The following is a 15,977-nucleotide window of genomic DNA, read 5'->3' on the forward strand; positions in this document are numbered from 1 at the left end:
GACCGGCCCCTCTCAGCGGTGGGAGGGGCCGCGGACTGGGCTGTGAGAGCTTGTATTCGGCACAGGTGCGCCTGTCCGAGCGGTGTCGGTGCCCTGCCTGGCGGAGGAGGGCGATGGCGAGTACGGCTGAGCAACTCCGTGCCGAGATCCCGGTTCCCGTGCAGGAGATGGTGTTCGGCCGCGCGTTTCCGGAGGGGGATCCCGAGCGGATGCGTCGGCTGGCGCTGGCATGGCGGGCGCGGGCCGAGCTGTGCGCCGACTTGCAATGCAAGGTCGACGCCGCGCAGGTGCACACCGCGGCTGCGCTGAGCGAGTCGAGTCGAGCGGGCGCGACGGTGGCCGCCCACGCGAGCGCGTTGCGCGCTGACCTGGCGCAGGCCGCGGAGTTCTGTGCCGGAAAAGCGCGACAACTGGAGCAGAACGCGCTCTCCGTGGAGAAAGCCCAGTGGGAGATGTCGGTTTTCGGGGTGGCCGTGATGTATCAGCTGCTGTGCGCTGGCGGGTGGGGCGGCATCGCGGGGATCGGGGTCGCGACGCGGGCGCGGGAGCGATTTTTGGCGATGCTCGGGAAGCTCGTCGCGGTGGTCGGCGCGGAATCGGCAGCGGCTGCGGTCCGTTTTACGGTGCGCGCGTTGAGTTTCGGTGCATTGCAGACGGGTGTGGACGTCGCCGTGCAGCTGGCGCAAGGTGACCATCGAGATGAGCTCGATGGTGAGTCGATCATGCTGGCCGCGCTGGCCGGCGTCGGTGCCGGTGCGGGTGGCATGGTCGGCGCCCGACTCGCGATGAATGCTCCGGCCGCGCGAGAGTCGTTGGGACGCCTCTTCGTCGCCGGAGCGGCCGGTGCGAGCGGCGTGCTCGGCGGTGCGGGCGCGGTGGCGCTGGCGACCGGAGAGTTCCAGGTGCACGGTGCGCAGTTGCTCGGCGCCGCGGCTATCGGGATGGCGGTCGGCGCGCGGGTCGGCGCGGATACCGCAGCGCGCCCTTCGGCGGCACCGGAAGAGTCGCTCGCCGTGCCGGATTCGCCGCGTGACCTTGTGAAAGCCGTTGCACAGCAGCGTGATACCCCACACTTCGCCGACCCGCCGGATCTCCTCGCGACACTGTCGCGGATGGCTGAGCGCGAATCGTTGGACGCGTTGTGGCGCTCGGATGCTGTCGAGATCGTGGGACCGGGCGGGCTGGGCGGCCACGGTGGCGCGGCGGGGCCGACGCCGCCGGGCGGGACGAGCGTGCGTGGTTCCGATGGCGGCGCGATGGCGTCGGGTGCGGTGAGCGGCGGTGGCGACGGCGCGACGTTGCCGAGTTCCGGCGGTGGCGACGGCATGGCGACGCCGAGTTCTCTTGGTGGCGAGGGAATCTCGCCGCCGACATGGAGTCAGCCGAACGGCGGTGGCGGCGCAGGCCCGGCACCGGCTCGGTTCCAGGTCTGGCGTCCCGAGTACTCGGGAGGGGGAAACCTCGACGTCCATGCACCACGTTCGGCACCGGAACCTGGTCCGTTCGGCCCGAACGACGGGCCTGCGATGGGCGGGCACCCCTCGATGTCGGCAGTGTGGGAAGCGGCACCTGCTGCGTCGGTGCACGACGGGTCGACGAGCAGACCTGCGGTGCTGGAGTTGCCCAGGCCGCAACCGGAAAGTGTTGTTGTGCACGATATCTCGCCACAGCGGCCGATGGCATCGGAGCCGGGCGCGCCGTCGGCGGGGCGACCTGATGCGGACCACTCGACCGGCAGGCCACAGTCTGCCGCCGACAGCCGCGACGCCGGTCCGAGACCGGCACCCACCGCATCCGAGACCGGCACCGCAACTGCCACCGGCACCGCAACTGCCACCGGTACGGGAACCGGCACCGGCACGGGAACCGGCAGTGGTACCGGCACCGGAACTGGCCGCAGTTCGGACACGCACGCGTCAGGAACCGGGACCGGCACCTCGAACGCGGCCGCCAGCACGGCACTACCGATGGCGATCGTGCCGGTTCTTCCGGTCCAACCCGATCCGGAAAGTCCAGGCGCGCCGCACGATCCGACACTCGACAAACCCGAACTCGATCCCATGGGCACACCGGGCGAGATCAGGCAGCCCGGCCGGATCGACGATCCCACCGAGATCGGTGATGTGCGAGAGCCGCTCCCCCCGGTCGGCGACGTCCCGTCGTCGGCAGCGCCTGCGGTCCCGCCGATATCGATAACGATGGATGCCGAATCCGAGACACCGCAGGACGGACCGGAAGACGACGGACCGGCCGCGGCCGCTGCCGATCGAGATGCCAACGCGGACAGCGAATCTGGCGAACCGTCGGACGCCGGTGGGTTGCCGCTTTTCCCGATCGGAGGTGCGTCACCGGGCGAGGCGACGGAACTCGGCGCTGGCACGCACGCGCTGTACCGCGCGGTTTCCGAGGAATATGTGCAGGTCAAGCAGACCGTCACCGCGCTAGCACCGCTATTCGGCATCGAGTCGGCGGAGCTGGCGCAGCTGAAGGACATCCATGACCAGCTGGTCGATCAGCGCGCGGTGATCGCGGCGGACCTCGGCATCGACGTCGCGAACGTGCCCGAAACCGCACTGATCGAGCAGGCCGAGCAGCAACGCATCGACACACCGGAGACGACCGACCTGGGTCGTGACCTGGTGCTGGTGCAGGTGCTGATCGAGAGCGTCGTGAGTCTCGCGATTGTGCAGCCACTCGCCGAGAGTCTCGACCGGATCTTGCGGGAACTTCGCGAGGCGCGAAGCCTGCGCGCCTATGCCAAGAAGCAACTCGAGCTGGCGCAGGCGCGAGTGCCTGACCTCGGCAGCGAAGGACAGATTACGACGCACGAACAACTTCAGCGGGTGCGCGCGCTGCGCGACGCCACGCGCGCGACGTTGACCGAGTTGCTGCCCAAGGGCGCCCTCCGCGATCAGCTGCACGACGTGTGGCGCGCTCCGTCTCGATATCCCCACGCGGTGGTGGCGGCTGGATTGCGGTATTTGCAGCTCGACGAGCTCGTCCTGGCGGTGGAGGAAATGATCGCCTGCGAGGCCTGGTCCCGCGATCTGGCGAAACAGACCGAACATCTCGACCAGCGGGCCGTACGTCTGGTTGCGGCGGAAGACGTCATCACGGATCTCTGGGCCGAGATCGCCGATCTTTCTCGGGAGCTGAACACCGGCGATGTGCGCCTCGGTACCGAGGCACTGCGTGATCTGCTCCAGGAACGCGAAGCGATGCGGGGCAGCGATGCCGCCGATCCTCGGCTGGAGAAACGGGAGCAGCTCGACGCTTTGGCGACTCGGATCGACAACGTGCAGCAGTTCAGGGCCGAATCCTTCAGGCCGTGGCAGGAATTGATGACCGCGGTCCACGAATCGGTCGCCCAGCTGGGAGATCGAGGGGCGCTGGGGTCGGGCTTGCGTGCTGTGCTCGCTAACGCAATGTCAGCACGCGAGCAAGTGGCAGGGTCCGTCGCGCGATGGATAGCTGTTTCCGGTGGCAATCGGGCGATGTTGCAGGATGTATCGCACCCAGCACGGGCAATGCTGGCCGAGCAGCTGAGCGCGGCGCGCAATGCTCTGTTCGAGGCACTTCGTGCGGCCGGGGTCACGGGGATCCTTCCCGAAATGTTGGATGATCGGGACACGGTGTTCCAGCTGGTGCACGATATGCAGGAGCGCTACGGCGACCTGCCGGAAATCAGCGAAGCGTGGCGGCGGTTCCTTCCTCTGTTCACTGTTGCGGGACTCTTGGGCCGATATGATCTGGCAGATGGCCGGCAGCGAGCCATCAATCAGCTTGGCGGACAGCTCGAATCCGTCTATTCGGATTACGAGCGGGCAGTAGCGCAGCGCTTGCCGTCCATCAACGCATCCAGGGCGTCCTTTCTCCGGCTGTTCGTCCATGTCGAGCGTCTCGAAACGATCGCCGCGTCGATCACCCGAATCGCCGACGCGGCCACGGAGACAGCGATGGACATGGATCGGCTGCATGACATCGGCGCCAGGCACGGCCTGCGATTCACCGGCATGCGCGCCGATTCGGGCACCTGGCCGCGATTCGAGACGCGGTTGGAGTCGATTCGTCGCCGATTGCAGTACGCGCTGGGGGTCGATCCTGAGCTGTTGTCCGATGCGGAGCTCGTCGTCCGCAGACAGATGGCCCGCTTGTCGCCGCACGCGATCGAATACACCGGCGACGACGGTGCACGAGCGCGCATCGATCCGACCTGGCAACCGGTTGCGGAAGCCCGACTGGACACGTCGGGAACGGAAGTCGCACAGGTGTGGGAGATGGTCAAATCAGCCCTCGTGCCGTCGCTGGTCCGCGAGTTCGGTGAACTTCGGCTGATCGCCGAATGGCGCACGGCGGTCCAAGAACGGGTGCAGATTCGGCGACTATCCGCAGAGTTGGACGCCGGGTTGTCGGATCTTGCTGCACGACCGGTTGATTCAGGCTCGGACAGCCACCCGATGCCACCCAGTCTCGGCGACATCCGCGCTCCGCGCTCCGATCTGCTTGCGTTGCGTGCGGAAGTCGCCGAAGCGCGTGACCATGCCATCTCGCTTGTCGTGGCAGCGGGTGCCGCGGTCGGTGTCCGTTCGATATGGGACCTGGCACCAGACTCGGACACGTCGAAACGGCTCGCGCGGTTGCGCGCGCACGCGGCCGCGGAGATCGCGCGGCAGTGGAGTGTGGACGCCGACCGGGTGACCGCGGACTGGGTAGACGAACTGGTGACCATCGAACTGGCGGAACCGGATTCGACTACGAGCAAGACGTTGGCGCTGATCTGTGCCGTCGACTCGATGCTCGTGGCCGCCGAGCAGTTCCATCGGGTCCGCGGTTGGGCCGCCGCCATCGATGCGTTGGACGGCAAGCTCGGCCAGGCCAGGATATGGAAGGACCTGGCACGGAATCTCGACGAACGCAATGTCTGGGCGGCGCGGTGGCGGGAATTCGAGGGGCTGGCCGGCGCCCTGGACAGTATGGCGCGGAATCGGCGGTTGGCACTGCACGACCGGGACGCCGCGATCACGCTGCTGGATGCGCTCGGCGCGGCGAATCGTATCCCGAAGTCGGAGTACGTCGGCCACAACGGATTACAGGCCGAGCACTTGCGCCGCATTCGGTCAGCGGCGCACGACGTCCTGGCGATCCAGCTCGCCAGACTCGGGCACACCGATATCGGTGAACTGACTCCCGAGCAGGTGGCGCTGACGGTGCAGCGGCTGCGGCGCCTGCTCACGGACCGGCCGTCGCCGTCGGCGTTCGCGGCGTTGGACCAGGCCTACCGGGTCGGTCAAATCGACGAAATGCTCCAGCTGGTAGACGAATCCAACTCGCTGGCCGCGGAGATCGAAGGCTTCGAACGCGATCTGTCGGACGGTTTCGCTCGCGTGTCGGAGCTGCCGGACGACCGGTGACGAGTCACCGGACACCGGTCAACGCGGCCGACACGACCTCGGTGACCGCACGCTCGACCTCGTGTCCCAGCCTATCCGGCCGTAGCGCAGCACGCCCCTAGGCCTCGCTGAGGCACCGAGTTCACACCATCCGCCGTCGCCGCAGATAGTCGACCAGGTCGTCGTACCGGCCGACCGTGTCGGCGAACATCACTATGTCGCGCGCACTGTGGAGCCACGTGGCGACTGACGGCCGCACCTCGTCGAAGGCGCCGTCGAAATCTGTCATCCGGACCGGTCGTTGGTAGTTTTCCCGAACCGAATCCCACAGCGCCCGTTCCGAAGCGAGGTCGCACAGGTAGGCGATGTCGGCACCGGAGAAGTGCTCGGTGCGCAGCACCAGCGCCACCAGGTCGATGTTCTCCGTCGGTCGCGCACGGAGGTGAAAGCGCAGAATCGCTTCCCGCGCACCCGCATCGGGCGGATCGACGAGGAGCAATCGGTCGAATCGGCCGGGCCGCAACAGCACGCTGTCGACATCCCACGGCTGACTGGTCGCGCCGAGTACGAAGACGCCCTCGTCCGCACTCGCGACCGAATCCATCTCGCTCAGTAGCTGATTCATGACGTTGCGCAGGCTGTTGTCCGGCCACGGCCACGCGCGGTGGAAACCGAGCAGGTCGAGCTCGTCGAGGAACAACACGCAGGGTGCGTTGCGCCGCGCGACCTCGAATACCTCGTGCAGATTCTGTTCGCCGCCGATCGCGGCCCCGAGCACATCGGACATCGCGATCGGGTAGAAGCGGGCGCCGAGCTCGCCGGCGACAACCTGGGCCAGAAAGGTCTTTCCGCATCCCGGCGGCCCGTACATCAGCAAGCCACCAGGCAGGCCGCGGCCATACACCTTGCGCAGGTCGGGATTTCGCATCGGAGTGAGGTAGGTGAGCTCGAGGCGCTGTTTGACACCGTCGAGGCCGCCGACGTCGGCCAGCAGGCTTTCGGGCCACTCGAGATCGGCGACCGTCGGCTGGGCGATGTCGGCCATCTCGGCTTCGGCTGCGTGCCAGTCGAACTCGGACGGAGTCACGACGTCGCCGAATTCGATATGCAGGCGGGAGGCGGCAGTGGCGAGCAGGTCGATCGCGGCAGAATTTCCTGGATCGCATTGCAGCACTGCCGAGCAGTGGGCGACCGCCTCCGCGGATCGGCCCGCGTTCATCAGTAACGTCGCCAGGTGCATCCGCAGTGCGATGTCGTCCGGGCGGTTTCCGACCGCGCGCAACAGACTGTGCAGCAGTGCGGGCAACTCAGCGTCCGTCACAACAACCCCTTACCCTGACATCACACACTTCGAAATCGCTGGGATCCGACGGTACCGATCCGCCAGGTGGTGGTGCTTGCCAGTTCTGGGAGGTGGTTCCTGCCGCTGGGTGGGGACGCGGCCAGTCGGGGACATGTCGAATGCTGGTCGCCGGCAGCGCTGCTCCCTGGCGCGGGAAGCGCATAGTATCTGCGGATTGCTTCCGTCCTAAGCATAGGGATTTTCGTCCGGTCTCCCTTTTCTGGGCCCGTGACCAATTCGGCTCGATGGTGGGGCGGAGGTGCTCCTGACCGGGGAACAACCGCCAATAGGCATATCGGGCATAACGGTGATTGCGCCTACCGATGCCATACGCCTACCTACCGGAGGACTGTCGGTAGTACCCGACAAGCGTGTTGCCCAGTGTGGGCACGGGTCGTGCGGCAGGAAGGGTGAAAAGTTCAATGTCAGTGTGCTCGTTCAGAGATTTTCGTAAGCGTCCGGCTGATCTGTCGGACATTGCCGCACAGGTTGGCAGCGTGGAAGTGCTCTATCAGCGGATCCGTGAATTGCGCGCGGCGGGAATGGATTACGCGGCGAACACGATCGCGCACGAGATGCTCGATCTCGGTCTGCTCGATGACGCCTACGGGCAGGGAGCTGCGGTCCTCTCTTTGCCGCGCACCGCGGGGTGAGTCGCAGACAACCCGGTTGACCGGTCCTGTCGACATCGAGGTCGACGGGGCTCGTTCCCGCTTCTGGGATTGTTGAGAGTGCAACTTGTTCGTGCACCGTACAGTTGCCTGTACAGCAGGTAGGTCCGGCACAAGCTCGAACACCGGAAGTGTGCTGGGGAGGTGAAGGTGGGCGGTATGTCCGAAGTGCATCCGATGCGGCAATAGCATGACCGGGATCAACCGTGCCGTCTCCGCGTTGAGTGATGCGACGGTCCAGATAACTACCGCAATGACCGATCGGTTTGGCGGGGCGCTGGTCCATCTGTACCGAGACCACGTGTCTGTGCGGGTCAAGAGCGCCCTGCACGTTGTCGGCGATGTGGACGGGCCAAGTGCGTCGTATCAGCGTGCCGCCGAGGATTGGTATCGCAATCCAGCAATGGCAACAGCGGCATTGCACGTTACGACACCTCCCACTGCCAATTTCGACTGGTTCGATGGGTCGTCTGCTGCCAGTATCAATCGGGAAATAGACGACAGTCTCCACCGAGTCAACCCTCGATATAACGAGCATGATCCCCGCTGGGCGAACAATTGCATCAGCGTCGCCAACGCGCATGAATTGCGGCGACGTGGATTCGATGTCGAGGCCGGGCCGGTCGCAGAGAAGCTTCCCGACGGGTTCTATCACGTCCAAACGACACTGGCCTGGGGACAGGAATTCACTCGAGTAGACATGAACGGCTTGCGCCACATGTTCCGAGAACCTGGAGCGCGCGGCATCCTTCTGACGGATGATCACGAGCTCAACGTTGAAAACGTGCCGGGTGTGGGGCTTCGCTTTGTCGATGGTCAGCCCAATCCCCCCTTGACGGATGCGACGCATCTCGTCCGAAGGGTGGAGTCGGTGTGGGCCATGCGAGTGGACAACGTGCTGGGAATTCCATCGCGTAGCATCCTCGAGGACCTCGGCATCCGATTTGTGGACTCGGCAGAGCGACAATAGTTTTCGGCCGCCCTGCTCATCTTCTCCGCGCTGACAAACGGTCCCCGGCCTGCGCGTATAGGTTGGCGAGCATGGAAATGATTGCGCACGACCCGGATTCGATCCCGGCGGCGATCGGTGGCTGCTGGAGATCGACGTCATCGCCGCAGCCTGGGCAGTAATCGCCGGGAGTGCTGCCGTAGGCAGCGGACCGGACGAATCACTTACCCGCAGTAGCGGTATCGGCGAGCAGTGCGAGGAAAAGGCGTGACGCGACGTCTTCGTACGGCTCGGCCATCGGATCCCGGTGGGTGTGCGCGCCCGGCAAAGTGGCCGCGAATCTTCGTGCGGCGGTGGCGAGTGCGTCCATGATCCCCGCTGATCGTTGGAATGGGGATTTCTTGGTCCAGGCAAGCGATTTGACGGATTCGGGGAGCAGTTGCTCGCAGGCGATTCTGAGGCACAGCTTGTCGATCACCTGGTCGTCATTGGTGCGAAAGAGCGCCTGCGGCGCGAAAGTCGCGGCGACTTCCCAGAATCGGACCGTCTGAAATACCCGCACGAAGCGATCCGCGTATCCGTCGAGAACCAGGGGGTAGAAGTCGGGGACGAGCCGGTAGTAGCTGAAGCTGCTCGCCACCTGCTTCCGGATCATCTGGTCGACGTCGTGCCGCGCCGGTGGCGAGTCGATGGGGTGCCGCGGTGTCTTTCCGCCGCCGAGAATGACGTCGGCGCCACTGCCGGTGAGGATCGCACCCACCTCGCCGAGTCGGTCGAGCACCGGCCTCGCGGCGAGAAGCGGGATGGCGTACGAGACCGACCACAGCTCGGGAATGCCGAGCCGCGCGATCGCCTCGCCCGCCAACACAACCAACGCGGCCTGGTCCAATTCGACGATCTCGTGCGGCAAGCCGAGCGCGGACGCCGCGGCCTGCGCGTTCGCTCGATCGGTGCCTTCGGCGGTCACCATCGTGATCGCTTGCGGACGAATTCCGAGGTGCGCCAACGCCGCTGCGACCAGAATCGAATCGACGCCGCCGGACAGGAACACCACCGGATCACCGGAGTACGCCCCGAGCAGGGCCTCGAGCCGCGACAAGAGCTCATTTCGGATCAGCGCCGCCGCCGCGACGGGATCGACTACCGACCGCAGCCCCGGATCGGGCGAGGTGACATCGCCCAGATCGGCGACGTACTGCGCCGCCGCGCCGGTCTGCTCGGCGGTGACACTGCCGATCCGGTGCGATGCGGTCATGGCTGTCGAAGCCCCTCGAGCTGGGATGAATACGGCCGACTTACCTTCGCACGAAGATCACCGGCCTCCCATGCGTGGAAACCCGGCACGGGCGGGTCAGGTCCCGCAGCCGGTCGGTCAGCGCGCCCACGGCGCGATGACCGGCGGCTGGCCCGGGATGAGGCCCTGTCCGCCGACGGGTAGCACGACGACCGCTTCGAAGGGTTCGTCGTGGGGATTGGCCATGGCGAACTGCTGGTGGGCAGGCACGATGAGGGCGTCTCCAGCTGCGACAGTGAAGCTTTCACCGTCCATGGTCACGGTCATCGCGCCGGACAGGGCGACGAAGATCTCCTCGCGATCGAGGGCGTGCGGCGGGGCATCGACACCAGGCTTGATGGTGAGCCGCCACGCGCAGTTCTCGGTGGAACCGCGGCTCGGCGCGGCAAGGCCGATGAAGCTCGCGTGCTCGTTCTCGAAGCGGGGGGCTTCGGCGGCGGTGATGAGTGGCATGTGGTCTCCCGTGAAATCGTTTGGTGGAGTGGACTATTGGGCCCAGGGCGGGCTGACCGGGTCGCCTCCTGGCGCCTGGGCGTATGCGCCGACAGGCAGGATGGCCACGGCCTCGAACGGTTCGTCGCCCGGCACGGCGATGCTGAAAACGGTTCCTGCCGGAACCACCAGCGCGTCGCCGCCGCGGAAGTCGCGGGTCTCGCCGTCGATGGTGACGCGGGCACTCCCGGACACAGCGACGAAGATCTCTTCCCGCGACACCGCATGAGCGTGGCCGGGATTGCCGGGGTGCATGGTGAAGCGCCAGACGCTGTTCTCGGTGGCGCCCCGGCTCGGCGCGGCGAGGCCGACGGCGGTCATGAGTGGGGCCTCGAAGGTTGGCGCGTCGGCGGACTTGATGAGGGGCATGGTGTATCTCCAGATATTCAACTAAGGTGTTCAACTAGAGTTGAACATATTGAGGCGGGAGCGTCAAGGATGGATTTCGGAGTCATGCTCGGACAGGCCTATCAAGGATTCGTGCAGCAGCTGCACGCCCATCTCGCCGCGCACGGCTACCAGCTGACCGGCGCTTCCTACGGCTACACACTCCGCGCGCTAGCCGAAAGCCCGCTCACCGCAACCCAATTGGCCGGACAGCTGGGCATCACCGCGCAGGGCGCTGCCAAGGTGGTCGACGAGATGGTCCGGCACGGATACGTCGAGCGTCGACCGGACCCTGCGGACAAGCGCGCCAAAATCCTGCACCTGTCCGATCGAGGCCGTGACGTCCTCGGCACGGTCCGCAAGTTCCACGCCGACTACGAAAATCAGCTCATCGCCCGAACCGGCGCCGACCAGGTCGCCACCGTTCGCGCCGTGCTCACGGAGATCATCGCAGCGGCCGCGGCTTCCTCTGTCGACCGGAGCTTCCGGCCACTGTGACCAGAGCGCCAGCACTCATGGGGCGGTCGAAGACAGCGGATGTGTCCGGCTCATGTGAGGCACATGAGGGCGATTCCAGCGGTGACCGTGCAGGTGGCGAGTATCCGTGGGGCGCCGAACTTTTCTCCGAACAATGTGGTGCCGACGATCGCGGCGACGATGATGCTGGTTTCCCGCAGCGCGGCGATCTCGGCCAGGGCACCGCGGGTTTGCGCCCACAGGATCAACCCGTAAGCCGCGATGCTGAGCAGTCCACCGGTCAGGCCGATGTGCCAGACGGGTCGGATCCGCGCGCCCAACCCGCGCCCGTACCGGCAGAAAACCAGGAACGGGATCGCGACCTGGCCAAGCAGCATCAGCCATGCGATGTAGCCGAGTGTGCTGTGCGCCAGTCGGATACCGATCCCGTCGACGACGGTGTAGGAGGCGATGACCACGCCGGTAGCCAGCGCGGCGGCGATGGCGCTTGGTCGGCTCGGGTTGGTGCGATGGCCCCAGCACACCAGGCAGACCAGGCCTGCCGAGATCAACAGCACACCGACGAACTGTCCTGCGCGTGGTGTTTCGCCGAGCAGGACGGCTGCGGCAACGGTGACGACCAGCGGTGCGGTGCCCCGCGCCAGGGGATAGGTCTGGCTGAGATCACCGAGTCGGTAGGACAGCATCAGTAGACCGTTGTAGAGGGTGTGCAGCACTGCCGAGACGGCCAGGTACGGCCAGCTACTCGGGCTGGGGCCAGTTGCGATGCCTATCAACGGAATAGCTGCGAGCACACAACCGAGCGGCACCAGGGTCATCGCGGCGATCTTGTCGGGGATCCAGTGTGCGATCGCGTTCCAGCTGGCGTGCAGCAGCGCAGCGGCGAGGGTGGCGGCCAGGATGGCGGCGGAGATGCCGGAGAGGGAGGGAACGGCAACGAGCGGTGATACGAAGGCAACAGCCATGATTCGGACGACTCTCTGTCATTCGGCCCCGTCGCCGGGGCAGCACAGTGGAGTCCTCCAGGCTTTTATCCCTTCAGATGTCGGCGGTCCGGCCAGTTCCCGGGCCGCCGAGGCGTAGCTCGGTCCAGTCCACGCACACCTGATTGTGTTGTCGCTGAAGCGGTGTGCGCGCGGAACCCTATACGCGATCGTCGCCGACAGTAGCCGAACCCAGCGGTCCACGCGAATCGCTGAGGTCGTGCCTACCCGCTGTGGGTGCATCGGCTGGAACCGGCGCCGGTACTCGGCCGGGCTGACGCTGAGCGCACGGACGAATGCGCGGCGCATCGCCTCGGGTGTGCCGTATCCGCAGGCGCGGGCGGTCGCTTCGACGCTGTCCCTGGTGTCCTCGAGCCGACGCCGCGCCGCTTCGATGCGCACCCGCTCCACATAGCGTCCAGGGACATCCCGACCTCGGCGGAAAACGCCCTCGTGAAGTGGCGCGGCGACATGCTGGCCCGTCGCGCGAGGGCGGCCAACGACAAATCCGCTTCGGGATGCTCGGCGATCCACTGCTGCACGTCGCGGACCGGTCGTCGCTGGGCCATCTGCGTCGCCAACTGGACGCTGAACTGCGACTGGTCTCCTGGTCGCCGGAGGAACATCACCATGTCCCTGGCGACGGCCAATGCGGTATCTCGGCCGCAGTCCTCCTCGACCAGCGCAAGCGCCAGGTCGATGCCCGCAGTCACCCCGCCCGAGGTCGCAACGGCGCCCTCGCGCACGAAGATCGGCTCGGGCAGCACGTGCAGGTCAGGATATTCGGCAGCCAGCTGCTCGCATTTGGCCCAATGCGTGGTAACCCGGCGACCCGCCAGCAGACCGGCCTCAGCTAGCAAAAATGTACCTGTGCATACCGAAACCAACTGCCGCGCACGGGAGCCGTGACGACGTAGCCATTCGATGACCGGCGGGTCGGGCAGGCCTCCTTGTAGTCCGCCGGGGACGACCAGCATGTCGAGGTCCGCGACGGTGGCGAGATCGACGTCGGGGGTGATCTGCAAGCCACTGGAGGTCCGCACCGGCAAGCCGCCGAGGCTCCCGGTGGCCACGTCGTATGCGGGACTGCGCAGCCCCGCCGGCGCATAGTCGTTCGCATTGACGAACACTTCCAGCGGACCGGTCAGATCCAGGCTGTGCATTCCCGGGTACGTGACGAAGAGCACCCGTCGAGTTCGCATGCCCCCAATATGTCACGGCCGTCCGCCATGGCCACAAGGTCACATCTCCCACCTTTCAGGACACCACCGATCGACAACGAACCAGTCGGCCTTGGCGACGTTGCCGGCGTCGGGAACTGGGTTTCCGGCCGCCGGGAGCGGCGGACAGCAGCGTGTGTCCGCATAGGATGCGCTTCTCCGCAATTGTTGAGTTGCTGCTGCCGCCAATGTTCCGGGATGATCTCGGGCCGTCACAAATCTTCGGATCGCGGCGTCCGGCTGCCTCGAACCGCGCGGAATTGCAGGGATCCGTAAATCTCACGTTTGCGCGCATTGATGACGTAATTTGATGACCCGTGAAGCATCTGCTGACTGTGGCGACCATGGTTCTGGGTCTTTCCATTACTACCGGGCAGATACCGGCCCGAGCTGAGGTTGATACGCCGGAATATTCGACATCATCCGACCCGTCCATGCGCGGCGAGGAGGGTCCGAACCCATTCCAGCAGTGGATCGATACCCATATTCCCGCCCCGACGAAAATGCTGCCGCAAGCGGCAAAGCCTCTCGGGGCGCCGAGTGATCTGCCGCAAGAACTGACGATGCTCTGGAAAGCGCTGCAGTCCGCACCGACCGGTGACCCACTGTTCGATACTTGGCCCGCGGATCTCGCCCGTTATGCGCCTGGCGACATTCTGGAGTGGCGAGACGTCACGGCGACCGCAACACCGACGATGCTCCTGCTGAACCTCACCACCATTTCCCGCGCCACTCTGCTGAAATTCCGCACCACCAACTCTGCGGGTGAGCCATCCATCGGCACCGCGACACTGGTGCTTCCTTCCACCCGATGGACCGCGCCCGGCAGCCAGCCCATCCTGGTGAACGCACCGGCCACCAACGCGCTGAACAAGCGCTGCACCCCTGGTTACGTGCTCTCCCATGGCATGGAAGTCCCGACCGGCAACGACTTCACACCGTCGCCGACCAGCTGGGCGCTTGAGCATGGCTACGCGCTGGTCATCCCCGACCACGAGGGCCCCCTGATGGCGTATTCGGAGCCGACGGTCGCCGGACACAACCTGCTCGACTCCATCCGCGCGGTCCGCAATTTCGCCCCTGATCAGTTCGGCGAGAGCAATTTCGCCTCGACCGGGTACTCCGGCGGTGCCATTGCTTCGCATGCCGCAGCCATGCTGGTGCAGGAATACGCGCCGGAACTGGTCCCGCATTTCGGCGGTGCGAGCTTCGGCGGGTTGATCACCGACTATCGCCGGTTCGCGCACGCTTTCGACGGTTCCTATATCTCCGCGTTCGTCCTCACCACCGTGCTCGCACTCGGCCGGGAACATCCCGAAATCCTCGGCCTGATGAACCATGCGGCGCAATGGGTGGCGACGTCACCCCTCAAGGAAAACTGCAGCGGTAGCTTCGGTGCTCTCGGCGTAATGCCGATCCCGTTCGATGCGGTGGCGAACATCGACAAGCCGCTCGACAGTAGAGCGGCCGAGGCAATCTTCCACCATCTGAGTATGGACGGCCGGAAATCGGGAGTACCGCTGTTCGTCTACCACGGTGTCCATGATCCGTGGATTCCCGCGTCCGAGGCAGCGCAGCTCTGGCGCGACCAATGTGCGCTGGGTGTTGCGGCGACTTCGAATATCGTCGGCGGTGATCATCTGGCCGCCTACGTCAGCTCCTATGGCGCCACCATGGATTGGCTGGATCAACGATTGCGTGGTGTGCCCGCGACCGGAACCTGCACCACGACACCCGGCGAACGGTGAGACAGCGCCGCACGATGTGGCCGGGCACCGACCCTGCCCTCAGATCGGACGAGTCGGAGTCCTTGCGTCGGGGTGGTCGCCGGGTACCGCGGTGGGGTTCGGGATAGGCGCCAGCACCCATCGGGTCATCGCCGACAGTTCACTGGTAGGGGCAGGAGCGTGACTGAGATCGCGGGCCCGATCAGGAAACTGAACGGTCGGGGGACTATTCGAAGCGGGACATAGAGGGCGAAACCGACGGTGGGCGATTTTTGGGCAATCATCCTAGTCTGCTCGGGGTGTGCTGGATGGGGAATTGGTGAGCATCGATGATGAGCGACACGCCGGTACGTGGTCGCGGTCATAGGGGAGCGCTACCAACGGGGTAGGGGCGGTGGGTAGGCGACGAGTCTGTCCGTCGCTGACCATCAGTGGGTCTACGGAATCGTCGCCCGGAAGGCGGATCGTGGCCCATTGATTCGGGACGGAAGTAAGCGCTGAGCGGCCGCGGAGCGTGCTCCGAAGAGTCTTTGCAGTTCAGTGCGGTATTGCGGGGTGAGTCCCGAGCACTCGGGTGCGGGTTCCGCGGTGGCGCCCCGAGGGGCGCCGTGGGTGCGCGAGAGGGGACTTGAACCCCTACGTCCGTGGACACCAGAACCTAAATCTGGCGCGTCTGCCAATTTCGCCACTCGCGCGTGATGGTACGACCGTGCAAACTCTACCGGGCTTGACCGACTTCGCGAAGCTCCGGGCGGGCGTGGCGTACTGACGAGTAACCCTACCAGGGATTATAACGATTTGATAACTGTCAACATGAGGAGCGCTCATGTTTCGTACGCGTTAGTAACCGGGCAGACCAGCGGCTTCAAACATGAGGGAGGGTCATGTTCGCCGCAATTCTGGTACGCACGTACCTAAATACTCGGCGGTAGAGCCTTAGGCGGCGAGCAAACGTGAGGATTTCCTCATGATTCTGTGGAATCCTCGCCGTTATCAGGCCCCAACGCTGAGGAACACCTGCGCACCGGAGGGAGCGACGTGCCTC

Annotated in this window: 11 protein-coding genes, 1 tRNA gene and 1 pseudogene; 5 read left to right on the plus strand and 8 right to left on the minus strand. The window is 65.6% G+C overall.

Going from position 1 to position 15,977, the window contains the following annotated elements; genetic code table 11:
• Window positions 1-113 precede the first annotated feature (113 nt).
• Window positions 114-5,411 (plus strand): hypothetical protein, encoded by a 5,298-nt coding sequence (locus NA11_RS45415; RefSeq protein ID WP_069159776.1) that lies wholly within the window; start codon window positions 114-116, stop codon window positions 5,409-5,411.
• A 121-nt stretch (window positions 5,412-5,532) separates the two neighbouring features.
• Here the strand turns inward: NA11_RS45415 and NA11_RS00965 are convergent, their stop codons facing one another.
• Window positions 5,533-6,711: an AAA family ATPase gene (locus NA11_RS00965; protein ID WP_439957032.1), complete on the minus strand. Its 1,179-nt coding sequence runs from the start codon at window positions 6,709-6,711 to the stop codon at window positions 5,533-5,535.
• Between the two features lie 518 nt (window positions 6,712-7,229).
• Here NA11_RS00965 and NA11_RS00970 point away from each other — a divergent pair.
• Together NA11_RS00970 and NA11_RS00975 are read left to right on the plus strand one after the other, a co-directional pair.
• Window positions 7,230-7,385: a hypothetical protein gene (locus NA11_RS00970; protein ID WP_245745641.1), complete on the plus strand. Its 156-nt coding sequence runs from the start codon at window positions 7,230-7,232 to the stop codon at window positions 7,383-7,385.
• 208 nt (window positions 7,386-7,593) lie between these two features.
• Window positions 7,594-8,373, plus strand: a complete 780-nt coding sequence (locus tag NA11_RS00975; RefSeq protein WP_069159778.1) for a hypothetical protein — start codon at window positions 7,594-7,596, stop codon at window positions 8,371-8,373.
• 199 nt (window positions 8,374-8,572) lie between these two features.
• On the opposite strand, the gene NA11_RS00980 is transcribed toward NA11_RS00975, so the two are convergent.
• From NA11_RS00980 to NA11_RS00990, 3 genes are all read right to left on the minus strand, one after another.
• Window positions 8,573-9,607 carry an asparagine synthase-related protein gene (locus NA11_RS00980; protein WP_069159779.1) on the minus strand — a complete coding sequence of 345 codons (1,035 nt, stop codon included), beginning with the start codon at window positions 9,605-9,607 and terminating at the stop codon, window positions 8,573-8,575.
• 117 nt (window positions 9,608-9,724) lie between these two features.
• Complete coding sequence (locus tag NA11_RS00985) at window positions 9,725-10,099, minus strand: cupin domain-containing protein (protein WP_069159780.1); 375 nt, start codon at window positions 10,097-10,099, stop codon at window positions 9,725-9,727.
• Window positions 10,100-10,132: 33 nt separating this feature from the next.
• Window positions 10,133-10,507: a cupin domain-containing protein gene (locus tag NA11_RS00990; RefSeq protein WP_069159781.1), complete on the minus strand. Its 375-nt coding sequence runs from the start codon at window positions 10,505-10,507 to the stop codon at window positions 10,133-10,135.
• Between the two features lie 69 nt (window positions 10,508-10,576).
• On the opposite strand from NA11_RS00990, the gene NA11_RS00995 reads away from it, so the two are divergent.
• The gene (locus NA11_RS00995) at window positions 10,577-11,023 is read left to right on the plus strand and encodes a MarR family winged helix-turn-helix transcriptional regulator (RefSeq protein ID WP_069159782.1); all 447 of its coding nucleotides are present in this window, start codon (window positions 10,577-10,579) and stop codon (window positions 11,021-11,023) included.
• Window positions 11,024-11,073: 50 nt separating this feature from the next.
• Here the strand turns inward: NA11_RS00995 and NA11_RS01000 are convergent, their stop codons facing one another.
• From NA11_RS01000 to NA11_RS01005, 3 genes and pseudogenes are all read right to left on the minus strand, one after another.
• Entirely contained in the window at window positions 11,074-11,967 is an 894-nt protein-coding gene (locus tag NA11_RS01000) for a DMT family transporter (protein WP_167837522.1), read from the minus strand.
• Window positions 11,968-11,985: 18 nt separating this feature from the next.
• Window positions 11,986-12,519 carry a helix-turn-helix domain-containing protein gene (locus NA11_RS47295; RefSeq protein ID WP_439957033.1) on the minus strand — a complete coding sequence of 178 codons (534 nt, stop codon included), beginning with the start codon at window positions 12,517-12,519 and terminating at the stop codon, window positions 11,986-11,988.
• Window positions 12,459-13,187: pseudogene (locus tag NA11_RS01005) on the minus strand (GlxA family transcriptional regulator); the annotation flags it as partial. The pseudogene NA11_RS01005 and the gene NA11_RS47295, both read right to left, overlap by 61 nt.
• A gap of 335 nt (window positions 13,188-13,522) precedes the next feature.
• Here NA11_RS01005 and NA11_RS01010 point away from each other — a divergent pair.
• Window positions 13,523-14,953 (plus strand): lipase family protein, encoded by a 1,431-nt coding sequence (locus NA11_RS01010; protein WP_069159784.1) that lies wholly within the window; start codon window positions 13,523-13,525, stop codon window positions 14,951-14,953.
• 592 nt (window positions 14,954-15,545) lie between these two features.
• On the opposite strand, the gene NA11_RS01015 is transcribed toward NA11_RS01010, so the two are convergent.
• A tRNA-Leu gene (locus NA11_RS01015) sits at window positions 15,546-15,627 on the minus strand.
• Window positions 15,628-15,977 lie beyond the last annotated feature (350 nt).

Origin of the sequence: Nocardia altamirensis NBRC 108246, assembly GCF_001612685.1 — a bacterium.
GTDB lineage: Bacteria > Actinomycetota > Actinomycetes > Mycobacteriales > Mycobacteriaceae > Nocardia > Nocardia altamirensis.

Excerpts from the sequence above, each read along its gene's own strand:
- NA11_RS01000 (WP_167837522.1), bottom strand. The coding sequence starts at position 11,967 with ATGGCTGTTGCCTTCGTATCACCGCTCGTTGCCGTTCCCTCCCTCTCC.
- NA11_RS00980 (WP_069159779.1), bottom strand. The coding sequence starts at position 9,607 with ATGACCGCATCGCACCGGATCGGCAGTGTCACCGCCGAGCAGACCGGC.
- NA11_RS00990 (WP_069159781.1), bottom strand. The coding sequence starts at position 10,507 with ATGCCCCTCATCAAGTCCGCCGACGCGCCAACCTTCGAGGCCCCACTC.
- NA11_RS00985 (WP_069159780.1), bottom strand. The coding sequence starts at position 10,099 with ATGCCACTCATCACCGCCGCCGAAGCCCCCCGCTTCGAGAACGAGCAC.
- NA11_RS00995 (WP_069159782.1), top strand. The coding sequence starts at position 10,577 with ATGGATTTCGGAGTCATGCTCGGACAGGCCTATCAAGGATTCGTGCAG.
- NA11_RS00975 (WP_069159778.1), top strand. The coding sequence starts at position 7,594 with ATGACCGGGATCAACCGTGCCGTCTCCGCGTTGAGTGATGCGACGGTC.
- NA11_RS45415 (WP_069159776.1), top strand. The coding sequence starts at position 114 with ATGGCGAGTACGGCTGAGCAACTCCGTGCCGAGATCCCGGTTCCCGTG.